Origin of the sequence: Paenibacillus agaridevorans (genome assembly GCF_003112455.1) — a bacterium.
GTDB lineage: Bacteria > Bacillota > Bacilli > Paenibacillales > Paenibacillaceae > Pristimantibacillus > Pristimantibacillus agaridevorans.
In genome coordinates this window covers 53,291-76,097 of sequence record NZ_BDQX01000051.1, presented here as the reverse complement: position 1 = coordinate 76,097, position 22,807 = coordinate 53,291, and the positions used below count along the sequence as shown (strand labels likewise).

Below are 22,807 nucleotides of genomic sequence, written 5' to 3'. Positions count from 1 at the left end.
TCCCGCGGCGAGCTGCGGCTTGCCCATACCCGCGTCGGCGAGACGCCGGGCAGGAACGGAATGCTCGAGCTGGCGGTGGTAGGGTTTCAGCGTATTAGAGGCGGCGATACATTTGTGAAGCTGGAATCGGTCAGGCTCGTAGACAGCAAGCTGGAAAAGGAGGAACTGGCGCCGAATTCAAACATGATACTGAGGTCGGGCGTCGTGGCGAAACTTCCTGCCGATGTCGCCGGTCATTGGTCGGAGGAAGCGGTTCGCGAAGCGATGGAGCTTGGGTTCGTGACGGGTTTCGGTGACGGCACCTTCCGGCCCGACGAACCGGTGACAAGGCTGGAAGCTACGGTATTGCTGGGGAAGGCGCTGCTGGTATCCGAAGCGGGAGAGTCGGAGATAAGCTTCACGGATGTCGGGGTCATTCCGCTTTGGGGGTTGCCTTATGTGGGCGAGGCTGCCAGGTCGGGATGGCTGAACGGCTACGGGGACGGAACGTTCCGCGGCGGCAAGCCGATCGCAAGACAGGAATTCGCTACGATCATCGCCCGCGCGATGGATGCTTCCGCAACGGGCAATGCCGCCGTGTTGTCCGCTTTCGGGGACCGACACCTGCTGGCGCCTTGGGCCGCGGGTCCAACGGCGCTGGCGGTAGAGCGCGGCATACTGCAAGGACAGGGGGGCGGCCTCTTGAACCCGGTGGCCACGACGACTCGAGCAGAAGCGGTTACGATGATTTTGCGATTGTTGGCCTCGGGCGGCTGAGGGACCTGGATTTATGCGTATTTGGGTGCCATCAGCGTCTACTGGACTGCTGCAAACGGAAACCGCCGCCCTTTCGATTATTAACGCCTATAGTCCGCATGCCTGTTGAAGGATGAAGATCCTCTAACAGCATTCATTGCGCAGTGGATCCAAAGCGTTGCTGTATCTTGAAACTGTTCAAGGGACTGTCCCTTTACGTATGACAAGGAACTTCCCTGTTACGGACGAAAGGACCTCCATCTCCGCACTTGCGTGCAGACTGAGGTCCTTCTTGATGAAAGCCAGGTTTAGGCGGAATCGAAAGAAAGGCTAAATAATATAACAGACATGGGTGACACTATTTGCCCGTTTATTGACTGGAACAAACTTTAACGGACATGGACGACGTTATTTAGCCGTAAGCAAGCTAATCAGCATGGTGATGAGGCGAATAAGGTCGTGTGTGTCCGTTAGCTTTTAGAAACCCTATAAAATCGAAGATTAGCGTCGTTTAAGTCCGTTAGGCTGGAGGCAGCACGCCTGTCGAACTGCCGAATGTCGAGCTGCCGAATGCCGCATACCGCATACCACATACCACATACCACATACCGAATAACATTGGAGTATGTTAAATCGTACAGTGCAGTCGCTACTTCGTCGACACCTTGAAGCCCAACGTCAAAATCTCGGCGGGTTTGACAGGGACCATAATGATGCCATCCGCCGCATCGAGACCTTCCAGCCGCTCCTCCAGGACGTTGCTCCGGTACCAGTCCCCGGCATCGGCAGCCTGGATAACGAGCGTCTGCGGTTGAAGCGTCGAATTGTACCATCTGGCGATCGTATCGCCGCGCTCTTCGTTGGCTTTGAAGGCGGTCAGCACCAACTTCTCGCCCGACCAGTTCAGCCAGGAGTGCCCGGCAGGCAGTTGGCCGGTTTGCACGGCAACTTGCCGCATCGTCCACGGGGTATGGAGCGTGGCAGCTTCGATGGCGGCTACATGCCGGTTCTTGCCACCCGCATAAGGAATCAGCAGCAGCTCCGCGCTTTGTTCGCCCAGACATTGCGCGCCAGGTGTCGGGAAGACGCCCCAGTCGCCAAGCTCGCCAACCGAACGAAGCAGCGTCATGGCAATCGTGTTGCGGCCGTCCCGCAGCAGCTCGTATTCGTTTAACCCTTTGTGGGCAACCGCGAGCCCTGCCTCCGGCTCGTCGATCGCGACGAAGGCTTGGTTATGCTGGCAATTGCTCGGATTGCTCCATATCGCCGAAGGTTCGTTGTCGCGCATGGCCGTTTCGTAGATGGAATCCGCGTGATGCACCTCGGACGTCAGATCGGTCGGGAACAACATGCGCAGGCGATGGTCGCGCGCCTGGTTGTTATAGCTGACCTGGATGGACAGGCCTTTGGCGCCTTTGTCCAGCGTCAGCTTCGTTGCGATAACAAGCGGGACTGTCGCGGCAGTACGTTGCGCCTGGCGTTCCTGAATCGGAACCATCGTCGCCGTCTCGCGGGACAGCAAGTCGTCGGCGCCGGCCGGAATCGCCCAGCGATGCACGATTTCGTATACCGTACGCAAAGAAGAATGCTCCAGTCTTACGATATCCGCCCGGAGCCCTTTGGTCGTCAGAGGGATTTCGTTCTGAGGCTGCCTGAAAATATATTCGTTGCCGATATCCCCGACGTTCTCGAATATGCCCAGATCCCGGTATACTTTCCCGTTCTCTTTGTCGAGCAGCTCGAAAGTGCCGTCCTCCTGGATCATGATCTTCAAATGTTCGTTGTCCATCGTGTTCGCCGTCGGTTCGGAAGCCGCGGAGACCGTCGCATAAGCGCTAGGCTGCCGTTCCTTCTTGATCCATGCAAAGGTGCCGTAGCCAAGAGCGGGGATATCCTTTGCCACCAATGTAATGCGGAAACAACGCGCCATATAAGGCTGGCGGAAACGATTTTCCGGCAAATCGTAGCCGAATCGGACGCCAAGGTCTTCGATGCTCGCGTCCACCGCGTTGCCGCTAGCGTCTATTACGGAGCCGAGAGGGAGTCGAACGGTTTCCAGACGCTTTGCGATCTCCGCCGGCGACGGCTCGTACAGCGCCTCCCTCAGCAGCTCGAGCTCGACGCTGACAAGGCCGGATCGCTTCCAGCCGGAGGTGTTAAAGACGACGAAAGGAACGGCATCCTCTTCGTTCGCGAACGCCGATGTATCGATGGCGCCGGCGACGGCCATCGCGCTTTCTTCCGCAAGACCTTCGGACATATGACGGCTTTTGGCGAACCGGGCCATCATCTCGTCATGCACCTCGTCCACGCTGCAGCCGCAGATGCTATCATGCGGATGGTTCTGCATGAGCGTCTTCCAATTGTAGGTGAGCAAATGATGGGGGTATCGGGCGCCGACGGATTGGGCCATCACGGCTAAAGGTTCGACGGCTTTCTCCAGCAAAGCTTGGCAGTGCTGATTGGCTTGTTTGATATACACGCGGGCGGAAGCGGTATTGACCAGCGTTCCCCAGCCGTCCGTCTGCTGGCTCCGAAGCTCACCGCGTACGGTAGCCAGAGTGTCGGGGGCCGTTTCCCGGACGGATTCGATGTAATCGTTAAAATTCGAATGAATAAAGTCGTATTCTGTATTAAGATCCCTGGCTGTCCGCAGCGCAGCGGCCAAATCCATCTGAACCGGCTGATGATCGCAGCCGTTCATCAACAGCAGATGGGGCGTGGACGCATATTGCTCCACCTTCCGAATGCGGCTTTCCCAATACGGAGCCGCTTCTTCCGGTTCCACCGGAATTTCCATGCCGTTATGATACCAGTTCGCGAACAGGATGCCGAGCACCCGCGAGCCGTCCGGCGATTCCCAATACATTTCGGAGAAAGGCGACTCATAGGCGGCCTCGCCGACGGAATTGTTAAAGCCGGTCGGCTTTACCCCGCGACCGAAGACGGCGTTGTCGATGCCGGCCTGTTGCAGAAGCTGGGGAGCCTGGCCCATATTGCCGAAGGAATCCGGAAAATAGCCGATTTTGGACACGGGACCGTATGTTGCCGCATCTCTATGCCCGATCAGAAGATTCCGTACGTTCGCTTCGCTGCTCGTCAGGAACTCGTCCTGCAAAATGTACCAAGGGCCTTGAATGAGCCGGCCTTCCCGAATATAATGCTCGACCTTGTCGCGAAGCTCCGGCCTGACTTGCAAGTAATCGTCCATGATGATCGTTTGCCCGTCGAGATGGAAGCTCTTGAACTCGGGATCGCGGTCCAGAAGCTCCAGCAAGCTGTCCATCAGCCTGATAAGCTTCAAGTGATGCTTTTCGTACGACATGTACCATTCCCGGTCCCAGTGCGTATGCGAAATAATATGAATGTTCTTTTTCATGGTTTCACGCCCCTTAATATACAAGTATACAACTTAATGAATGTTGAATATATGACAACTTAAGCTTTATATTAGTTCATAAAGACATCATTGTAAATAAAAATGTTGATGCATGTTACATTCACTTGTATACTTGTAATGTAAAGGGGAGAGACCATGAGCAGAAATGGCAAAAGCATGCCGATGTATGCGCAGATTCGGGAATATCTACTGGATGGAATCGAGGGCGGGACATGGAGCGGGGAGGAGAAGCTGCCCTCCGAGAACGAGCTTGCCGAGAAATTCGGGGTCAGCCGCATCACGATCAAAAAGGCGCTTGACGGGCTTGTCGAAGAAGGCATCGTCTATCGGATTCAAGGCAAAGGCTCCTTCGTCTCCGAGAACGGCAAACCCCGGCTTTATGCATCCGATAGACTGCAGCATCGCAAATCCTTCGTTTGGCTGCTCATGCCGAGAGTAAACAACTTGTTTACGAGCAGCATTCTAAGAGGGGTCGAGCGTACCTTGGACGAAGCGGGCTGCAAGCTGATGTTCAGCAGCACGGATGATTCCCCAGAGAAAGAGAAGGAGCTGCTGGCCGAAGCCTCGGAGCTCGGCGTCAGCGGTGTCATCGTCTATCCCGCGGTGGGGGAAGCCTATAACGAGGACATCCTTCGGATGGCGTTATCCCCGTTCCCGGTCGTCATTATCGACCGTTATCTGCGCGGGGTTGAGACGAATTGCGTTTGCACGGACAACGTGCAGAGCTCCTACGAGGCTGTTAAGTATTTGCTGGAGCTAGGGCATCGGTCCATCGCTTTCGTTTCCTCTCCCGTTGAAGGCACTACCAGTCTGGAGGATCGGTTGACGGGTTACGAGAAGGCGTTGTCGGAGCATCTGATCCCCGTGGACCGGAGTCTGATCGTCGAACCCTTCGATGAGGAGAAGATGGAGCGCTTGCTGAAGGAGCAGCCCCGTATTACGGCCGTGTTCGCATGCAACAACGACATCGGACTGCGGGTCATTAAGGCTGCGGAGAGAGCGGGGAGGAACATACCAGAGCGACTTTCGGTCCTGTTCTTCGACGACTTCGAAAATTCGGAGTGGTTCCGCATCCCGCCGAGCTGCGTCGTACAGCAGCCGGAAGCCATCGGCCGGGAAGCGGCCTCCATGATGCTCCGGCTGATCGATAATCCGGGGACGCCGCGGCAGCGTGTATCCCTGCCCGCGAAGCTGGTCGTCCGGGAGTCTACCTCGGCGCCGCCCGGAACGACAAAAACGACAGTCTGACGGTAGTCGGACTGTCGCTTTTTATTGGATGAATTCGCCCCTAGAATTGAAGGGCAGGAGGAGCCTAGATCTTCAACAAATGAGCGAATTTCTCGTTATCCAGAAAGTTGCCCACGTAGAAGTCTCCGAAATCGGCGAATCGCGCGCTAACTTCGTCGAAGCGCATTTCATAGATAAGTTTCTTGAATTGCAGCGCGTCGTCCGAGAATAGCGTGACGCCCCACTCCCAGTTGTCGAAACCGACGGAGCCCGTGATGATCTGCTTTACTTTGCCCGCGTATTTGCGGCCGATCATGCCGTGGCTGCGCATCATTGTCTTGCGGTCGTCCATGCTGAGCATATACCAGTTATCATTGCCATCGCGGCGTTTGTTCATCGGATAGAAGCAGATATGTTTCCACTTTGGAAGGATCGGCTTAAGGCGAGCGACGATTTCCGGATTCTCCAGAGGATCGCTGCCCGGCTGAGCCATATAATTGCTAAGCTCCACGATGCTCACATAAGAGTGAACGGGATAGGTGAAGCTTGCGAACGTTGTTTTATTGAAAGCCGTCTCGAGCTCGTTCAACTCCTCCAGCGTCTCGCGAAGATGCATGATCATAAAGTCCGCCTTCTGGCCGACGATGGAATAAACAGCCGTGCTGCCGTTCTTCTGAGCTTCGACCTCCGCCCATTGCGCGAGGAATCCATGTAGCTCGTCCAGCGCCGTGGCTCGTTCTTGTTCCGTCGCGAGGCGCCATGCGGTCCAGTCGACGCTGCGGAAGTCATGAAGGGCGTACCAGCCCTCTAATGTTTGTGCGGCTTCGCTCATCTTGCGTATTGCTCCTCTCGGATTGCTTGTATTTGGTTGCCCCTATTGTAACGTAACCCGCGGCATGCGAGCAAATGACGGACTTGTGACATTTGGCGGGCGCCAATTGACTTCATATTTAGCATTCATTAAAATTAGATAGAATGATTGAAAGGGGTCGTAAGGGCAATGATCGAAGCCATCCAAATTATTATCGCGACGGTGCTGTTTTTCGTTATGATGTTCGGCATCGGATTTATTCTGAATATGCTTCTCAAAACGACGTGGTTTCCAATCGGACTTTTTGTCGTCGTCCTGATCGGACTTGCGATCTGGGCTCCGTGGCCGGATGCGGACAATCCGACGTTTGCAAACATCGGCACTTACACGCTTGTCTATTATATTCCAATAACGGGAGCGCTCATTGGCGCTTATGTAAGCGGCTGGGCGATTCGGGCCCTGCGCAAAGGCGGCTACAAAATGTTTTGACGACAAAATCCCTCATCCGGGGGATTTTTCTATTTTTCAAAGCCGTCCTAAGAATCGACATTTATGCTAGAATGATAGGTAGTACGCAAGGGATGGAGTCGATGCAATGCGCATCCAGAATATATTGCAATTTACGGAACATCATCGCTATTACATATTTCGCGGATTCACGCTCAGCAGCACAGATGACAAAATGTTGTCCCTCATCTATCAGCCTATGGTCGGCGCCTTCGCAATCGCCTTATATAGACAGCTGTATCACGGCGTTCCGGAGGACCGAACCGGCTACTCCCGCCTGGAGCCTCAGCGGCGGCTGTTTCTTGGGCTCGGTCTCGAGATGAACGAGCAGAGCCGCAAGTTCGTGGTCGAACAGACATCCAGGCTGGAAGCGGTCGGCTTGCTTCAGACATCCAGGCTAGGCGGCTCCGAGTTGGCGGAGGTTGTCTACGAATACGAGCTGGAGCAGCCGTTGTCGCCGATCGAATTTTTCCGCAATATGCATCTCGCGATGCTGCTAAGGGACAAAATCGGCAAATATGCCGTTATCGAGCTCAGGGAGTCGTTCGGAGCGAACGAACCCGACGAGCTGGCCGGCGCGGAGTTAACAAAGGAAAATATATCTGTGCCTTTCTATGAGCTGTTCAAGCTGAATATGCAGTCGTTCGATACGGAGCTGGAACAAGCGCTGACGGAGGTGGCGCCTACACGGCAGGCGGTTAGGTCGGACCCGACTGCCACGGCAGGCATACCTTATGGCGAGCTTATTCTCCACTTCCCCCGCTCTTCCGGCAATCGCGCTTACGTGGAGCGGCTTCGCGGAGATGCGGATGGCATGTCCCAAGTGAACTATGTTGCCTACAAGTATGCGCTGACGGTCGTAAATATATGCCGTCTGCTGGATGAATCCGGCGTTTTCGACGCCGCGGGCAAGCTGAACGTGGACGAGCTGCAGCTCAAGGCGAGCAGTATGTACCGCCAGGATCGGAAGCGCGAGGATGACCGCCAGCGCGTGCTGGCCAAGACGAAGGTGTTCGCGGAGCCCGATCAGGTAGAAGAAGAGGCGGAGGAAGTGGCGGTGGCGGAGCAGGATTATTTGCCCGTGCCGAACGCGCTTGCGGGCCGCTGCGATATTCAGCAGTACAATATGCTGATGCGCAACGAGCCGCATACCCGCTTTATCCGCCGCTTCTTCCCCGGCGCCATTCCCGGCTGGCTGGAGCAAGTGATGGAGCGAATCGATCTGAATTATCGGCTGGCGGAGCCCGTCATTAATGTCCTAATCCATTATGTTATCGGTGGAACGGACGACAGCCGGATTACGAAGGCATTTCTCGATCATGTCGCGTCCAACATGCTGATGAAGGGTGTGGATTCCTTCGAAAAGGCCGTTCAGTACGTGCGTCTGCAGGCCCAACTGGAGCAGGACAAGGAGAAACGCAAGGAAGCAAGCGTTGGTTCGGGCGGGGGTTACGGAGGCGGAAGGGCTGCCGGCAATCGCGGAGGTTCCGGAAGGCCGGGCATCTCGCGCAAGCCGTCTATTCCTATCGTGGGAGAGGCGGAGACGTCGTCCGTTTCGGCCGCGGAGCTGGAGGAGCTGCGCAAGCTGGCTCGCAAGCTGGACGGCAAGGGTTGATTGGAAGCTTGTTGTTTGTTGAACGGGAGACACGAAGGGGGAGAGGAAGATGGAATCGTTAGGCGAATTGCTGAAGTCGTGGCCGGCGGGTCAATCCTTGACGGAGCAAGCGGAGCGCAAGCTTGCGGAGCTGATGCGCGAGCCGCTCATCGGCAAGCTGCTGGACAAGTATCCCGATCTGAACGAGGATGTTCTCCGGTTGAACCTGAACCGCGTCTACCAATACGTGACGGAATACCGGAATTGCTCGAACTGCCCGGGACTCGACCAATGTCCGAACGACTACGAGGGCCATTACACGCTCCTTAGCTCGGAGACGGTGAACGGGCTTACCCAGCTTTACGACCGCAAAGTATCCTGCAAAAAATATTTGGCCCGCCAAACAGAGGATGCAATTCGCAGCCGGATTCGCAGCTTCTACGTAGATGATTCCGCGCTGCGGAGAGGCTACTCATCCGATGAAATTCTGACGACGGATCTGGAGCGCGCCAAGGCGGTCGGCCAGGTTTTGCGTTATATCGACCGGACAAAGGACAGCGGCCTGCAGGAGGAGGGGCTGTATCTCGCCGGACGGTTCGGCACCGGCAAGACTTTCCTGATGTGTTACCTGCTGCAGGAGCTGGCGAAAGCGGGGTATTCCGGCGTTATCGTCTATATGCCGGATTTCGTGGAGGACTTGAAGGCTTTAATGCATGAGCCGGGCAAGCTGAAGGAAACGGTGGAGATGATGAAGGAAACCGATCTGCTTATCTTCGACGACATTGGCGCGGAGAATTTGAATCCATGGGTGCGCGATCATGTGTTAGGCGCGATATTAAATTACCGGATGGAACGGAAGCCGACCTTCTATACGTCTAACTATGATTTGGACGCTTTGGAGCGGCATTTCAGCTTCACGAGCAAGGACGGAGACGAGCTTCACAAGGGACAGCGGCTGATGGATCGCGTTCGTCCTTATGTGGAAGTGGTCATGGTGACGGGAGAGAACAAACGCGGGCGCAAGTAGCTCGCGTTTTTTTTATTTCTGGGTGGAGCGAAAATTCAGTCGCTGTCCGCTACGGCGTGCATACGTGCGCGATTGCGACAACAGAACTTCAGAGAGTTTTATGGGTTAACAAAGTTTAAGGTCGCTCATCCCAAGTGACCATCGTAAATCGCATCGGAAAATAGAGGGAAAAAATCCCTATAATCTGGAGAAATCGGAATATCGGCTCCATTTTAGAGGAAAAACTCCCTATAATCAGGGTGGTTCGACCCGAAAACAGCGATCGGACCAGAAATAGAGGGAGGATTTCCCTCTAAAGAGCATGCAAGGGCGGGGAACGGGACAAGTAGAGGGAGTTTTTCCCCTTATTGGAGAGGAAGAACAAGCAGCGCCATTGTTTCTTTATGGCTCCAGCCCAAAAAAGAACCGCCAGGATGATCTGCCCTGACGGTTTATTTTTCCCGGTTCGTTTAATGAGGGATAATCGTCGAAAGGGACATGTTTGCACATTTTCTCATATTGGAAGAAAGTCTAAAATTGTTATGTAAGCGATTCAAATCCTTATGTATCAAGGGATTTCGGGTTTATAAGAATATCTTATGAACCTTGTTTTCTTTGCAAATAAATGGTTGACAGTGTACGGAGACGGCTGGTAATATTCTTTCATAACCAACTAAACGGGTAGGAATAATGGATAAATGACCGGACGAACCGGAGTTTACACTTCCCTACGCAAACTAAATGAATAGGGGTGTTCGTCTATGAAAAACAAATTTTCGCGCGTCAGATCTATCGTCCTTATCTTGGTCATTTCCACTTTACTTGCCGCTTGCGGCGCACAAAACAACGGTAACGGCGGAGCGAGCCCATCGCCTACGAACGCGCCTTCGGACGGTTCGGCCGCGGCACCGGAAGCAAGCAAAGAACCTCTTCCTCCGGTTAAATTATTGAACGTATCCTATGATCCGACTCGTGAATTCTATGTGGAATACAACAAAGCATTCGCGGCGCATTGGCTGGCCGAAAAAAATCAAAAGGTCGAAATCGATCAATCGCATGGCGGTTCCGGCAAACAAGCAAGAGCGGTCATCGACGGTTTGAAAGCGGACGTTGTGACGCTGGCGCTGGGCTACGACATTGATGCGATCGTAGAAGAAGGAAAATTATTGGACGAAGAATGGCAGAAGCAATTCGATCTCAACAGCTCGCCGTACACGTCGACGATCGTATTCCTCGTTCGCAAAGGCAATCCGAAAGGCATCAAAGAGTGGGGCGACCTGATTAAGGAGGGCGTCGAAGTGATTACGCCAAACCCCAAGACATCCGGCGGCGCGCGCTGGAACTACCTCGCAGCCTGGGGTTATGCACTGAAACAGAACAATAACGATGAAGCGGCAGCAAAACAATTCGTATCGGATCTGTTCAAAAACGTGCCTGTTCTGGATACCGGCGCTCGCGGTTCGACAACAACTTTCGTAGAACGCGGAATCGGCGACGTGCTGCTGGCATGGGAGAATGAAGCGTATCTGTCGATCAACGAGTTGGGGCCGGACAAATTCGACATCGTATACCCTTCGCTCAGCATTCTTGCGGAACCTCCTGTAGCGATCGTCGACAAAGTCGTAGACAACCACGGCACAAGAGAAGTGGCGGAGGCTTATCTGCAATACCTGTATTCGGATGAGGGGCAGAAGCTGGCGGGCAAAAACTACTACCGTCCGACAAATCCGGAGATTGCGAAGGAGTTTAGCGAGCAATTTCCAAGCCTTGAGCTGCTGACGATCGCCGATTTCGGAGGCTGGCAGGAAGCGCAGACGAAACACTTCTCGGACGACGGCATCTTCGACCAAATTTATACGCCAGGTTCTTAAGGCATGAACGTTCTCTCTCATAGGATCGGAGCTGATTTCTCATGAAAGGTTCCAAGGCCCGCAGGGCGCTTCCGGGGTTCGGACTGTCGCTGGGCTTCACGCTCTTCTACATTAGTCTTATCGTTCTTATCCCGCTCGCGGCGGTGTTCTTCAAGACGTTCGAGCTCTCCTGGGCCGAACTGTGGAGCACGATTACGAATCCAAGGGTTCTGGCGTCGTATCGAATCAGCTTCACGACGGCGCTGTGGGCGGGATTGATCAACGCGGTGTTCGGCCTTCTGGTCGCATGGGTGCTCGTGAGGTATCCGTTCCCGGGCAAAAGGTTCATCGACAGTCTTGTCGATATTCCTTTCGCTCTGCCGACGGCGGTAGCGGGCATCGCGCTCACAACGATTTACGCGAAAACGGGTTGGGTAGGTTCGCTCCTTGAGCCGCTGGGCATCAAAGTCGCGTACACTCAGCTAGGCATCATTATCGCGCTTGTGTTCATCGGCTTGCCGTTCGTCGTCCGGACGGTTCAGCCGGTGCTCCAGGACCTGGAGAAGGAAACGGAGGAAGCAGCGGTTATGCTTGGCGCTTATAGACGGCGCACGTTCTTCAAAGTCGTGCTGCCTGAGCTTATGCCGGCGCTCCTGACCGGATTCGCTCTCGCCTTCGCGAGGGGAATCGGCGAATACGGCTCGGTCGTCTTCATCTCCGGCAACATGCCGATGAGGACGGAGATTGCTCCGCTTCTTATCATGACCAAGCTGGAGCAATACGACTACGCGGGCGCTACCGCCATCGCGGCGGTTATGCTGACCGTATCCTTTATCCTGCTGCTTATCATCAACCTGCTTCAATGGCGGATGAGCAGACGCGCCATACCGGATTAAGCTGCATGCTTGATTGCAGTTATAGCCCGATCATCATTATGAAATAGGATGCAAAGGAGCTGATTCGGATGGCTGGCGCCATTACCGTCTATGGAAACAAAGAAACGGCCCAAAGGCCGAAACACATAACAGAACCCAAATATGTGCAGTGGATTCTGATCGCGATCGCGCTGCTATTTTTGGGACTCGTCGTCCTGCTGCCGCTCGTATCCGTCTTCGTGGAAGGTTTTAGAAAAGGCGCGGACTTGTATTTCAAAGGACTGACGGAGCCCGATACGCTTTCGGCGCTTAAGCTGACGCTTATCGTAGCCGCCATAGCGGTACCTCTGAATACGGTGTTCGGCGTTGCCGCGGCTTGGGCGATCAGCAAGTTCCAGTTCAAGGGGAAAAACTTCTTGATTACTCTGATCGATCTGCCGTTCGCGGTGTCCCCCGTTATTGCCGGCCTAATCTACGTGCTCATGTTTGGAGCGCAGGGTTATTTCGGTCCCTGGCTCGATGATCGCGGTATACAAATCGTATTCGCTGTACCGGGCATCGTGCTTGCCACCATTTTCGTGACTGTGCCTTTCGTCGCTAGAGAGCTAATACCGCTTATGCAGGCCCAAGGAGTACAGCAGGAAGAGGCGGCGGCAAGCCTGGGCGCGAAGGGAGGCTCCATCTTTTGGCGGGTGACGCTGCCGAATATCAAGTGGGGCTTGATCTACGGCATTATCCTATGTAATGCCAGGGCAATGGGAGAGTTCGGAGCCGTCTCCGTCGTATCGGGACATATCCGGGGACAGACGAACACGCTGCCGCTGCACGTGGAGATTCTGTACAACGAATATCAATTCTCCGCGTCGTTCGCGGTCGCATCGCTGCTCGTGATGCTTGCCGTGATTACGCTGATCGTGAAAGGGATTGTCGAGTGGAAGTCGGGGGCATCGCATGCCGGCAACCATTAAAGTTGAATGTTAACGCTCAAATTGTGGCAGGAAATCAATGATGGAGGGGATTGTAATGGCAAAGCCGCTTGAAGTCGATGAGGTGTGGCAAGAAAGAATCTTGGAGCAGGTGAACGGTCTCGAGTACGGTCAGGTGGTTATTACGGTCCATGACGGAAAAATCGTTCAGATCGACCGTACGGAGAGGAAAAGGTACGACGCTCCGGCATCAAGGGGAACCGCCGCGGAAGCCGGGGGCCAGGATCAGCTGGCTGCGGGAAACAGAACGCGCGGCAAATCCGGCAAGCCCGGCGAAACGTTAAGAGCCGTTCAATAACATAGCGCAAGCAAGGAAACACGCCTCCCCGGAGGCGTGTTTATTCGTTAGCGGCCTTGCAAGATTCGCTCAATATATGTACTTACGACTTCGTCGTAATTCGGGTAAGGGTAGCCGAATCGCCTGGACAGCGTCGCGGAATATGACCGGAACAGGTCGAAGCAGCTATGCAAGGAACGTCGCACGCTCTCCGCATCATCCAGCCGATAAGTCGATAACAGAATAAGCCAATGTTCGTTCGGGAGATAACGGTTGATGAACTTGTAGTTTTTCCCCACGCTGAATCCGTAACCGTGCTCCGCGCCGATTTCCCATGACATCATCCTTAGCAGGTTGGGACGTGCGACCTCGTTCAGATGGTCGATCGCGAACAGCAATTCTCCTCTTGCAAGTCCCTTCGCCACATAGGTCGATACCATCCAAAATTCATTGCAGCAGTCGTCAAACTCCCTCGCCGTCGGCTTGCGAAGCCAAAATTGCCGGTCGGTTGCAGCTAGCCCCGGCGGACTAATCCCATCCTTGTCAAGCAGGATATCCACTAACCCGTCGCTCTCCTCAAAGTAACGTTCTGCTTCGTTTACGGGTATTAGCGTCAGGTCTACTTTGTTGCCATCCTCCATCAGTACGATGTAGGAAAACCATGTGCCAAGCTCGGAGGGAAACAGCTCCATGGCTTCCGGCTTTTGCATCATGGAGCGTTTGCCGAAAGCATCCAGCCAGTCATCGCTGGATTTGTAAGCATCCATGTCCGTTACGAAATAAGAGATGTCGTAATCCTGGTAAACGTCCGGCGCGATGTTGACGTTCGTCCTGGAGCCTTCCAGGACGGCCAGCCGAATGCGGGCGTCGTTGCTGGCAAAGTCGACGAAGATCTGCATCATTTCATCTGTGGTTCTCATAGGGCAGCTTTAAGCCTCCTTAACTTCAAGTAGAAAAAGTAACAACAAGAGCCGTAGCCGCCTGATTAAGGCGGTTACGGCTCCCCATGACGTCATCCGGAATTAGGAAATGACGAATTTCACAATAACGGCAACGGCGAAAACAACGACCATGAAACCAAGCATACCGCCGAATCCAAACACTACATCCATCAAATCGTCACGCGGTTCTTCATTTACATGCTCGCGCGGATCTCTGACATTTTCCATCCGTAACGTCCCCCTTCAAAGCTGCACGTCCCACTTATCGTCGTAAGACTCCGCTTATGACTACATACTGATAATAGTATACCCAAAACTTCGAATGATTGTAAAGGACATCCGCGACAATTATAACGCAAATTTGCCCGGAAATATGCTAAAATGTGTACAGGTGTTCGGTTGGCGGGAGGAGGAAACAAGCATGGATATACCAGGAGAACAAAATTCGGTAAGGCCCGAGGCAGTATTGGAGGCCATTCGCAACAAGCTGGCGCTGCTGCCCGACAAACCCGGCTGTTACCTGATGAAGAACAGAGACGGCGTCATCATCTACGTAGGCAAGGCCAAGGTGCTTAAGAACAGGGTCCGCTCCTACTTTATCGGAAGCCATAACGGCAAGACGCAGCGGCTCGTATCCGAGATTTATGATTTCGAATTTATTATTACGGGCAGCAACATGGAGGCGCTCATTCTGGAGTGCAACCTGATCAAGCAGCATCATCCGCGTTATAACGTCCTGCTCAAGGACGACAAGACGTTTCCTTATATCAAAATTACGAACGAAGCGCACCCGAAGCTGGAAGTGACGAGGCGCATCGTTAAGGATAAAGGCAAATATTTCGGCCCATATCCCAATGCGTTCGCGGCCCAGCAGACCAAGAAGCTGCTGGATCGGCTGTATCCGCTTCGCAAATGCAAGACGCTTCCAGACAAAGTATGTCTGTACTACCATCTAGGGCAATGCATCGCCCCTTGCGAATATAAAATCGAGAAGGCGACGTACGAAACGATGATCGGCGAGATTACACGCTTTTTGGGTGGCGGGCATGATGCCGTCAAAGAAGAGCTGCAGCGCAAGATGGCGGAGGCTGCGGAGGCGCTGGAATTCGAGCGCGCCAAAGAATACCGGGATCAGCTCATCGCAATAGAAGCGGTTATGGAAAAACAGAAAATTACGATGTCCGATTCCATGGACCGCGACATCTTTGGATATGCCGTGGACAAGGGCTGGATGGCTGTTCAGATTTTGTATATGCGCAACGGCAAGCTGATCGAGCGGCATGGTACGACCTTCCCTTATTATGGGGAAGAATACGACGATTTTATGACGTTCGTTACGCAATATTACAGCGACAATCCCGCATTGCCGAAGCAAATCCTGCTGCCGCTGCCGCCTGAGACCGACAAGGAGGGAGAGGAACTGGTTATCTCCTCCCTGGGAAGCTGGCTGAAGGTGAAGGTGCTTATGCCGCAGCGGGGCAAAAAAAGCGAAGTCGTGGGCATGGCTCAGGACAACGCGCGCAATAGTCTCGACGAGAAATTCCGGCTTATTGAACGAGACGAGGAGCGAAGCGTCAAGGCGTCCCAATCGCTTGGCGGCTGGCTTGGCCTTGATGAGATTCGCCGGATCGAAGCGTTCGATAACTCCAACATTCAAGGGACGAATCCCGTCTCCGCGATGGTTGTGTTTACGGACGGCAAGCCGGACCGCAAGGAGTACCGCAAATACAAGGTAAAGACCGTCGTCGGCTCGGACGATTACGAGACGATGCGGGAGGTAATTCGCCGCAGGTACGAACGAGTGCTGAAGGAAGGATTAACGCGGCCGGATCTCATCGTAGTGGACGGAGGCAAGGGGCAGATATCGGCGGCGCTAGACGTGTTGGAAAACGAACTGGGTCTGTACATCCCCGTATGCGGTCTTGTAAAGGATGCCAAACATAAGACGGCGCAGCTGATGACTGGGGATCCCGCAGAGATTGTGCCTCTCCCCCGGGACAGCCAGGAATTTTACCTGCTGCAGCGGATTCAGGACGAGGTGCATCGATTCGCGATTACGTTCCACCGCGAGCAGCGCGCGAAGTCCATGGTCGAGTCGCGTTTGGACGCCATCCCGGGCATCGGAGAGAAACGCAGGAAGCAGCTTCTAAAGCATTTCGGTTCGCTCAAAAAAATAAAAGAGGCCTCAGTCGAAGACTTCAGGCCTCTCTCGATCGGCGACAAGCTCGCCGGCGACATTATTGCGGCTCTAAGGGACGAACCGTCGACATAATCGGCGGATTCGTCCTTTTTTTTGAATTTCTCGGAATGAAATGCGCTACTCCGCCAAAGGACGAGGTAGACTTTTCGCCTTGCGCCTATCCCAATACCGGAGCACGTAAGCGATCAATACCGGCAGCAGGGTGAAAAAGACAGCCGACGAAATATTTGCAGCTCCGCCCACCATGATGAGCGAGCTGCCGACGGCTATGCTGTTGAAGATGGCATGCGTGAACATTGCCGTAATAAAGCCGTAACGGACGAAAATAAAGCTGAACAGAAGTCCGACGACCATAAGCTCGAACAAGCGGGTCGTGGAAGGGTAGAACGGATACATGACATGCCCCAGCGACCAGAACAAAGTCGGAAGTATCGCTGCCGCGAACGTGTTTCGGAACCACTTTCGGAACAGGCCGATGCCAAAGAATCGGAACACGGCTTCTTCGGATATTGCCGCAGCCCAGGCCAGCACGGGCATAAGCCAGAGCACGCTGAAGTTGTAGGGAGACATCGTGACGTCGCTTGTGCCCCATGTCCCGATGAGAACCTCCAGCAAACGGAAAAGGAGCGGCTGTATGCCAAGCAGAATAATCGCGAACAAGTAAGACAGTCCCATGCTCTTCCATACGTAGTCGCCATAACCCGGCTGACCGAGTCGCGGCCAGAGCTGCCGTCCTTGCGCCTTCCATAGTCCGTCGCCGGCGACGATGGAGAGATAAACGGAAGCCGCCATCGGGATGGAGACGAGCACGGTAATGACCATTGTGACCAGCAGGATGCTGTCATCGAACGGCGCTTCGCCTTGTGACGCGATTAATCCGTCAATGACGCCTACATTCATAATCACGTATGCAATGGTGAAGATGACGGTTAGCACCCAGCCATATTTGAACGAGGTGAATTTGCGGTAAAGAATGGCGTATACGATTGCCAATATGCCGAGAATGACGCTCATCAGCGCGTAGCCGATCCCCGTCAGCCAGCCGGCAAGTTTATCTTGGCCGCTCACATAAGACTTATAGCTTGCCGGAACTTCGAAGGTTGGTTTATATTTCGTGATGATCGGCTCTCCGTCGACGGACTGCACCTTAAACGACACGTGTAGATCGGCTTCGCCTACGATGGAAGGATCGCCGTTCGCCGTTAAGCTCCATTCGCCTTTATTGTTTAAGGTTAAGTCGGATGGGGAGCTCCCCGGCAATGGTTTGTTTTGCAAATACTGTTGCAGCAACTCGCGTTGCTCCTGTTCGGCAACGGTATCGCCTTCCCTGAGATTAAAGTTCCAGGCGACTACACTGCCGGTATACATATTGAGATACACAAATCCGGTACCCTTACGGTCCGCGAAACGCAAGTTAACCTGGAACGTGTCGGTCGGGAAGTTGACGCCGTATTCTTTTTCGAATTTCTGAGACAGCTTTTCTTTGGACAGATAACCGCTGAACAGCTTATCGGATTGATGGACAGCCTTTTCGTCGCGCACATCATAACCGGTGGACTCTTCGGCGAACGAGACTGCCCTCTCGAGCACGATTTCCTTATCGACAACCTTGCCTCCGTAGGGATGATCCTGGACCGAGACGATCATAGGGACGATTTCCAGCAGCGTAAACAGGATTCCGCATATAATAGCGGCGATTCCGTAACGCTTCCACTCTTTGCGAGTAATCATTTCAGTCATGTTTCACCTCTGGTAGGATTATGATTCCGTTCTTTTTCTTTCATTACCATATCATATCTTTGGGTATTAGTTCCAACGACGCACCTTCTTGTCGATCTCATCATAAGATTGGCGGCAGAAGCCTTATGAACCTTCACTCATATGGAAATAACTAAATGGAAGGATGCTGGGCGTAAACGGCCGAGATTTCGTTAATGCACAGCTTGACCGACGGACTTAGTACGCCGGGATCGACATGGATGAGCGAGGTTGTCCGCTTCGCCTCCTCCAGCTCCCTGATCGGTATGACGATCAGATCGTTATCCTCCAGCAGCTGCTGCCTCATGTACGACTTCGGAAGCAGTGTAGCAGCGCGGCAAGTATGGAGGAGCCGAAGGATCGCTTCGAACGAATCGATTTCCATGCGTACATCCGGAGATATCCGGTGGGATTCGAACAGCTCATCCGTTAATATACGATACCAGGTGCCTTTCGAGAACAGAATCATGGGCAATCCGTTTAGATCATCCATGCCAAGCTCGTCTTTGTCCGTGATGACATGATTGCGGGGGAGCACGAGCAGCAGATGATCGTCGAATAGCGAGACGCAGCGAATGGATGGATCGTCGATTCGCGAGGCGACGATTCCGATATCGACCTTATGTTCGCGGACGTAGGACACAATCTCGTGAGTCTTGCCGGTAATGGCTTTAATGTCGAATTCGGGATGCGTGGATGTCAGCCGCTGGATCAGGTCCGGCAGCGTCGTCTGCAAGGTGGTCAAGCTTGCGCCGATCGTTAGCGAGGTTCGGCCCGTCGCCGTATATTCGGACACGTTGTGCAGATAAGTGCGGTGAAGCTGCTGCAGCTCCAGCGCGTATTCGTACGTCAGCTGTCCGATTCGAGTCAATTCGAGCCGCTTGCCGATGCGGCGGAACAGCTTGGCTCCGATCTCATCCTCCATCTTGGCTATCTTGCGGGAGAGCGCGGGCTGCGACAAATTGAGCTGCGCCGATGCTTTGTTCATGCTGGAATGCTCCACGATGACACGGAACACGTCTATTTCTTCGTACACGCGTAAGGCCCCCTTTGAGGAATACCTCTTATGTCGTTAGGTTATAAGAGTTTATAATAAATATGCAATTCCATTATAAGTTGAAAAGGAGTAGGATGGAAGTGTGGCAAATGTGTGTCGACTTTTGTTGACGGGGGTACGAGCGGGCGTTACAATGTAGAATGGTTTGTTTAAGTAAGAGTTCAACAACCTCTTAAAGTTTTGAAAGGAGAAGGAAACATGAAAGGAAATTCGTATTTCTCGCGCAAGCTGCACTCGCTACTCGGCATCATTCCGCTGGGCGGGTTCATTGTTGTGCACGGACTCACGAATTATCAAGCGTTCGAGCGTGGACCGGAGGGCTTTGACAAAGGCGTTACACTGATCAACAGCTTGCCTTTGCTGCCGTTGCTTGAGATATTCGTGATCTATCTTCCGTTGTTGTTCCACGGTATCTACGGTCTGTACGTAGCCTACCAGTCGAACTCCAACACGGGACGGTTCAAGTATGGCCGCAACTGGGCGTTCACGGCTCAGCGCGTAACGGGCGTGATTACGTTTGTATTCGTTTTCTGGCACGTCTATCAGACCCGCATGCAAGTGTATCTCGGCAATATCACGCACGAGGAACTTGGCTCCACCATGAATAAGATTGCAACGGATCCAACTTATTTCGTGCTGTATTTGATCGGCGTTCTTGCTGCCGTATTCCACTTCAGCAACGGCCTGTGGGCATTTCTGATCAGCTGGGGCATTACGATCGGACCGAAGGCGCAGCGCATTTCTTCCTACATTTGCATGGGCGTGTTCGTAGTCGTATCTGCCCTGTTCATTCTTTCGCTGGTAGCGTTCATGGGCGACGAGTTCAAAGAAGCTGCTAATGCGGCTCTGACATGGACGAATATCGGTTAGTATCGAAGACAAGGAGCGAAGCGTAATGGCAAAAAATAAAATCATCGTTGTCGGCGGCGGCCTGGCCGGCTTGATGGCAACGATCAAAGCAGCGGAAGCGGGCATTCACGTAGACCTGTTCTCCCTTGTGCCGGTCAAGCGTTCCCACTCCGTGTGCGCGCAAGGCGGCATTAACGGCGCCGTTAACACCAAGGGCGAAGGCGACTCTCCATGGGAGCACTTCGACGATACCGTATACGGCGGCGACTTTCTGGCGAACCAGCCTCCCGTTAAGGCGATGTGCGAGGCAGCGCCCGGCATTATCCACTTGATGGACCGGATGGGCGTTATGTTTAGCCGAACATCCGAAGGCCTTCTCGATTTCCGTCGCTTCGGCGGCACGCAATATCACCGTACGGCATTTGCCGGGGCTACAACGGGACAACAGCTGCTCTACGCGCTCGACGAGCAAGTGCGCCGCTGGGAATCCGCGGGTCTGGTCAACAAGTTCGAACACTTCGAGTTCCTCGGCGCCGTTCTTGACGACGATGGCGTATGCCGCGGCGTATCCGCTCAGGACCTCCGTTCGATGGATATTGTAACGGTACGCGCAGACGCGGTTATTCTCGCATCCGGCGGCCCGGGCATCATCTTTGGCAAGACGACGAACTCCGTTATCAACACGGGTACGGCCGCAAGTGCCGTCTATCAACAAGGTGTCAAGTATGCGAACGGCGAATTCATCCAAATTCACCCTACGGCTATTCCCGGCGACGACAAGCTTCGTCTCATGTCGGAATCCGCGCGCGGCGAAGGCGGACGGATCTGGACGTATAAAGACGGCAAACCTTGGTATTTCCTTGAAGACAAATATCCGGCTTACGGCAACCTGGTGCCGCGTGATATCGCGACTCGCGAAATTTTCTCGGTTTGCGTAGATCAGAAGCTCGGCATTAACGGCGAGAACATGGTCTATCTTGATCTGTCTCACAAGGATCCGAAGGAGCTGGACGTAAAGCTGGGCGGCATCATCGAAATTTACGAGAAGTTTATGGGCGACGACCCGCGCAAAATTCCGATGAAGATCTTCCCTGCGGTTCACTACTCCATGGGCGGCATGTGGGTCGACTACAACCAAATGACCAACATTCCCGGTCTGTTCGCAGCCGGCGAGTGCGACTATCAATACCACGGCGCGAACCGTCTCGGCGCGAACTCCTTGTTGTCCGCGATCTTTGGCGGCATGGTGGCCGGACCGAAAGCGGTGGAATACATCAAAGGCCTCAAGAAATCGGCTGAAGATATTTCCTCTTCCGTATTCGATCGCGACACGAAACTTCATGCCGACAAGTACAATCGCATTCTCGGCATGAGCGGCACGGAGAACGCATATGTCATCCACAAAGAGCTGGGCGAATGGATGACGAACAATATGACGGTTGTGCGCTTCAACGACAAGCTGGAAGCGACGATCGGCAAAATCAAGGAACTCAAGCAGCGCTACCAGAACATCAACATTAACGATACGGCGCAATGGAACAACGCAGGCGTGGCGTTTACGCGTCAGCTGTGGAATATGATCGAGCTGTCCGAAGCGATGACGCTTGGAGCGCTTATGCGGAACGAAAGCCGCGGAGCACATTACAAGCCGGACTTCCCGGAACGCGACGACGATCAGTTCATGAAGTCGACGATCGCCGACTGGACGCCGGACGGACCGAAGATCTCCTACGAGGACATTGACGTCAGCCTGATTGCACCGCGCAAACGCGACTATTCGACCGATAAGAAAAAAGACTGATAAGAAGAAAGGAGAATAACGATGGCCGAAACGACTGTAGCATCCAAAACCGTCAAGTTTATTATTTCCCGCCAGGATACGCCGGAATCCAAGCCGTACACGCAAGAGTTCGAGCTGCCCTATCGCCCGAACATGAACGTCATCAGCGGCTTGATGGAAATTCAACGTAATCCTACGACTGCGGACGGCGTCAAAACTTCGCCGGTATGCTGGGAATCCAACTGTCTGGAAGAAGTGTGCGGCGCTTGCTCCATGGTCATCAACGGCAAGCCGCGCCAAGCGTGCAGCGCCTTGATCGATCAGCTGGAACAGCCCGTTCGTCTGGAGCCTATGCGCACCTTCCCGGTTGTACGCGATCTCGTCATCAACCGTGAACGTATGTTCAACGCCTTGAAAAAGGTTAAAGCATGGATTCCGATCGACGGAACGTACGATCTGGGTCCCGGTCCGCGCATGGCGGAATCGAAGCGCCAATGGGCGTACGAGCTGTCGAAGTGCATGACTTGCGGCGTTTGCCTGGAGTCTTGCCCGAACGTCAATGATCGGAACAGCTTTATCGGTCCGGCAGCCATCTCGCAGGTTCGCCTGTTCAACGCTCACCCGACGGGCGAGATGAACAAGCACGAACGTCTGGACGCGTTGATGACGGACGGAGGCATTGAAGGCTGCGGCAACTCGCAGAACTGCGTGCGTTCCTGTCCGAAGGGCATTCCGCTGACGACTTCCATCGCGGCGATGAACAAAGACACCACCACGCATCTCTTTAAGAAATGGCTTGGCATGTAATCTAGCCTTCATACAAAAGCGGAGCTCTTAAGCACGAGCTGCCGGATCACAAGCCTCGCATGCGGATACCCGCTGCGGGGCTCTTTTGGATGGGGCGATATCTCTATTTGATATTGATAACTATTATCAATAGTTGATTTCATCATA

General features: G+C 53.8%; 19 protein-coding genes. 13 read left to right on the top strand and 6 right to left on the bottom strand.

The window, feature by feature from the left end; all coding sequences use genetic code 11:
• Positions 1–756 (top strand): S-layer homology domain-containing protein (locus PAT3040_RS05465; protein ID WP_108991843.1); only part of this gene is annotated, 756 nt, incomplete at its 5' end.
• Between the two features lie 628 nt (positions 757–1,384).
• Here PAT3040_RS05465 and PAT3040_RS05460 read toward each other — a convergent pair.
• The gene (locus PAT3040_RS05460; protein ID WP_108991842.1) at positions 1,385–4,114 is read right to left on the bottom strand and encodes an alpha-mannosidase; all 2,730 of its coding nucleotides are present in this window, start codon (positions 4,112–4,114) and stop codon (positions 1,385–1,387) included.
• Positions 4,115–4,270: 156 nt separating this feature from the next.
• On the opposite strand from PAT3040_RS05460, the gene PAT3040_RS05455 reads away from it, so the two are divergent.
• Entirely contained in the window at positions 4,271–5,383 is a 1,113-nt protein-coding gene (locus PAT3040_RS05455; RefSeq protein WP_108991841.1) for a GntR family transcriptional regulator, read from the top strand.
• A 64-nt stretch (positions 5,384–5,447) separates the two neighbouring features.
• Here the strand turns inward: PAT3040_RS05455 and hemQ are convergent, their stop codons facing one another.
• Positions 5,448–6,194 carry a hydrogen peroxide-dependent heme synthase gene (gene hemQ / locus PAT3040_RS05450; RefSeq protein WP_108991840.1) on the bottom strand — a complete coding sequence of 249 codons (747 nt, stop codon included), beginning with the start codon at positions 6,192–6,194 and terminating at the stop codon, positions 5,448–5,450.
• Between the two features lie 168 nt (positions 6,195–6,362).
• Between hemQ and PAT3040_RS05445 the strand changes: the two genes are divergently transcribed.
• The 7 genes from PAT3040_RS05445 (at position 6,363) to PAT3040_RS05415 (ending at position 13,289) form a co-directional block, all read left to right on the top strand.
• Positions 6,363–6,662, top strand: coding sequence for a YuiB family protein (locus tag PAT3040_RS05445; RefSeq protein ID WP_087572365.1), 300 nt, complete (start codon positions 6,363–6,365; stop codon positions 6,660–6,662).
• A gap of 106 nt (positions 6,663–6,768) precedes the next feature.
• Positions 6,769–8,295 carry a replication initiation and membrane attachment family protein gene (locus PAT3040_RS05440; protein ID WP_108991839.1) on the top strand — a complete coding sequence of 509 codons (1,527 nt, stop codon included), beginning with the start codon at positions 6,769–6,771 and terminating at the stop codon, positions 8,293–8,295.
• Positions 8,296–8,344: 49 nt separating this feature from the next.
• Positions 8,345–9,301, top strand: a complete 957-nt coding sequence (gene dnaI, locus PAT3040_RS05435) for a primosomal protein DnaI (RefSeq protein ID WP_087572367.1) — start codon at positions 8,345–8,347, stop codon at positions 9,299–9,301.
• A 740-nt stretch (positions 9,302–10,041) separates the two neighbouring features.
• Positions 10,042–11,151 (top strand): sulfate ABC transporter substrate-binding protein, encoded by a 1,110-nt coding sequence (locus PAT3040_RS05430; RefSeq protein ID WP_108991838.1) that lies wholly within the window; start codon positions 10,042–10,044, stop codon positions 11,149–11,151.
• A 41-nt stretch (positions 11,152–11,192) separates the two neighbouring features.
• A complete protein-coding gene (gene cysT / locus PAT3040_RS05425) occupies positions 11,193–12,026 on the top strand; it encodes a sulfate ABC transporter permease subunit CysT (protein ID WP_087572375.1) in 834 nt (277 codons plus the stop codon).
• Positions 12,027–12,094: 68 nt separating this feature from the next.
• A complete protein-coding gene (cysW, locus tag PAT3040_RS05420) occupies positions 12,095–12,973 on the top strand; it encodes a sulfate ABC transporter permease subunit CysW (protein WP_087572376.1) in 879 nt (292 codons plus the stop codon).
• 55 nt (positions 12,974–13,028) lie between these two features.
• The gene (locus PAT3040_RS05415; protein ID WP_087572377.1) at positions 13,029–13,289 is read left to right on the top strand and encodes a YezD family protein; all 261 of its coding nucleotides are present in this window, start codon (positions 13,029–13,031) and stop codon (positions 13,287–13,289) included.
• 47 nt (positions 13,290–13,336) lie between these two features.
• Here the strand turns inward: PAT3040_RS05415 and ant(6) are convergent, their stop codons facing one another.
• Complete coding sequence (ant(6), locus tag PAT3040_RS05410; RefSeq protein ID WP_108991837.1) at positions 13,337–14,188, bottom strand: aminoglycoside 6-adenylyltransferase; 852 nt, start codon at positions 14,186–14,188, stop codon at positions 13,337–13,339.
• A gap of 102 nt (positions 14,189–14,290) precedes the next feature.
• Positions 14,291–14,437 (bottom strand): YqzM family protein, encoded by a 147-nt coding sequence (locus PAT3040_RS05405; RefSeq protein ID WP_087572379.1) that lies wholly within the window; start codon positions 14,435–14,437, stop codon positions 14,291–14,293.
• 193 nt (positions 14,438–14,630) lie between these two features.
• Between PAT3040_RS05405 and uvrC the strand changes: the two genes are divergently transcribed.
• A complete protein-coding gene (gene uvrC / locus PAT3040_RS05400; protein ID WP_108991836.1) occupies positions 14,631–16,481 on the top strand; it encodes an excinuclease ABC subunit UvrC in 1,851 nt (616 codons plus the stop codon).
• Between the two features lie 45 nt (positions 16,482–16,526).
• Here the strand turns inward: uvrC and PAT3040_RS05395 are convergent, their stop codons facing one another.
• Both PAT3040_RS05395 and PAT3040_RS05390 read right to left on the bottom strand, forming a co-directional pair.
• Complete coding sequence (locus PAT3040_RS05395) at positions 16,527–18,149, bottom strand: CPBP family intramembrane glutamic endopeptidase (RefSeq protein WP_108991835.1); 1,623 nt, start codon at positions 18,147–18,149, stop codon at positions 16,527–16,529.
• A gap of 151 nt (positions 18,150–18,300) precedes the next feature.
• Positions 18,301–19,203 (bottom strand): LysR family transcriptional regulator, encoded by a 903-nt coding sequence (locus PAT3040_RS05390; RefSeq protein WP_108991834.1) that lies wholly within the window; start codon positions 19,201–19,203, stop codon positions 18,301–18,303.
• Positions 19,204–19,422: 219 nt separating this feature from the next.
• Here PAT3040_RS05390 and PAT3040_RS05385 point away from each other — a divergent pair, with 219 nt between their 5' ends.
• The 3 genes from PAT3040_RS05385 to sdhB are packed head-to-tail and all read left to right on the top strand — an operon-like array spanning position 19,423 to position 22,660.
• Positions 19,423–20,094, top strand: coding sequence for a succinate dehydrogenase cytochrome b558 subunit (locus PAT3040_RS05385; RefSeq protein WP_087572383.1), 672 nt, complete (start codon positions 19,423–19,425; stop codon positions 20,092–20,094).
• A 25-nt stretch (positions 20,095–20,119) separates the two neighbouring features.
• Positions 20,120–21,874, top strand: a complete 1,755-nt coding sequence (gene sdhA, locus PAT3040_RS05380; RefSeq protein WP_087572384.1) for a succinate dehydrogenase flavoprotein subunit — start codon at positions 20,120–20,122, stop codon at positions 21,872–21,874.
• A 21-nt stretch (positions 21,875–21,895) separates the two neighbouring features.
• Positions 21,896–22,660, top strand: coding sequence for a succinate dehydrogenase iron-sulfur subunit (sdhB, locus tag PAT3040_RS05375; RefSeq protein ID WP_087572385.1), 765 nt, complete (start codon positions 21,896–21,898; stop codon positions 22,658–22,660).
• The last annotated feature ends 147 nt before the right edge of the window (positions 22,661–22,807 follow it).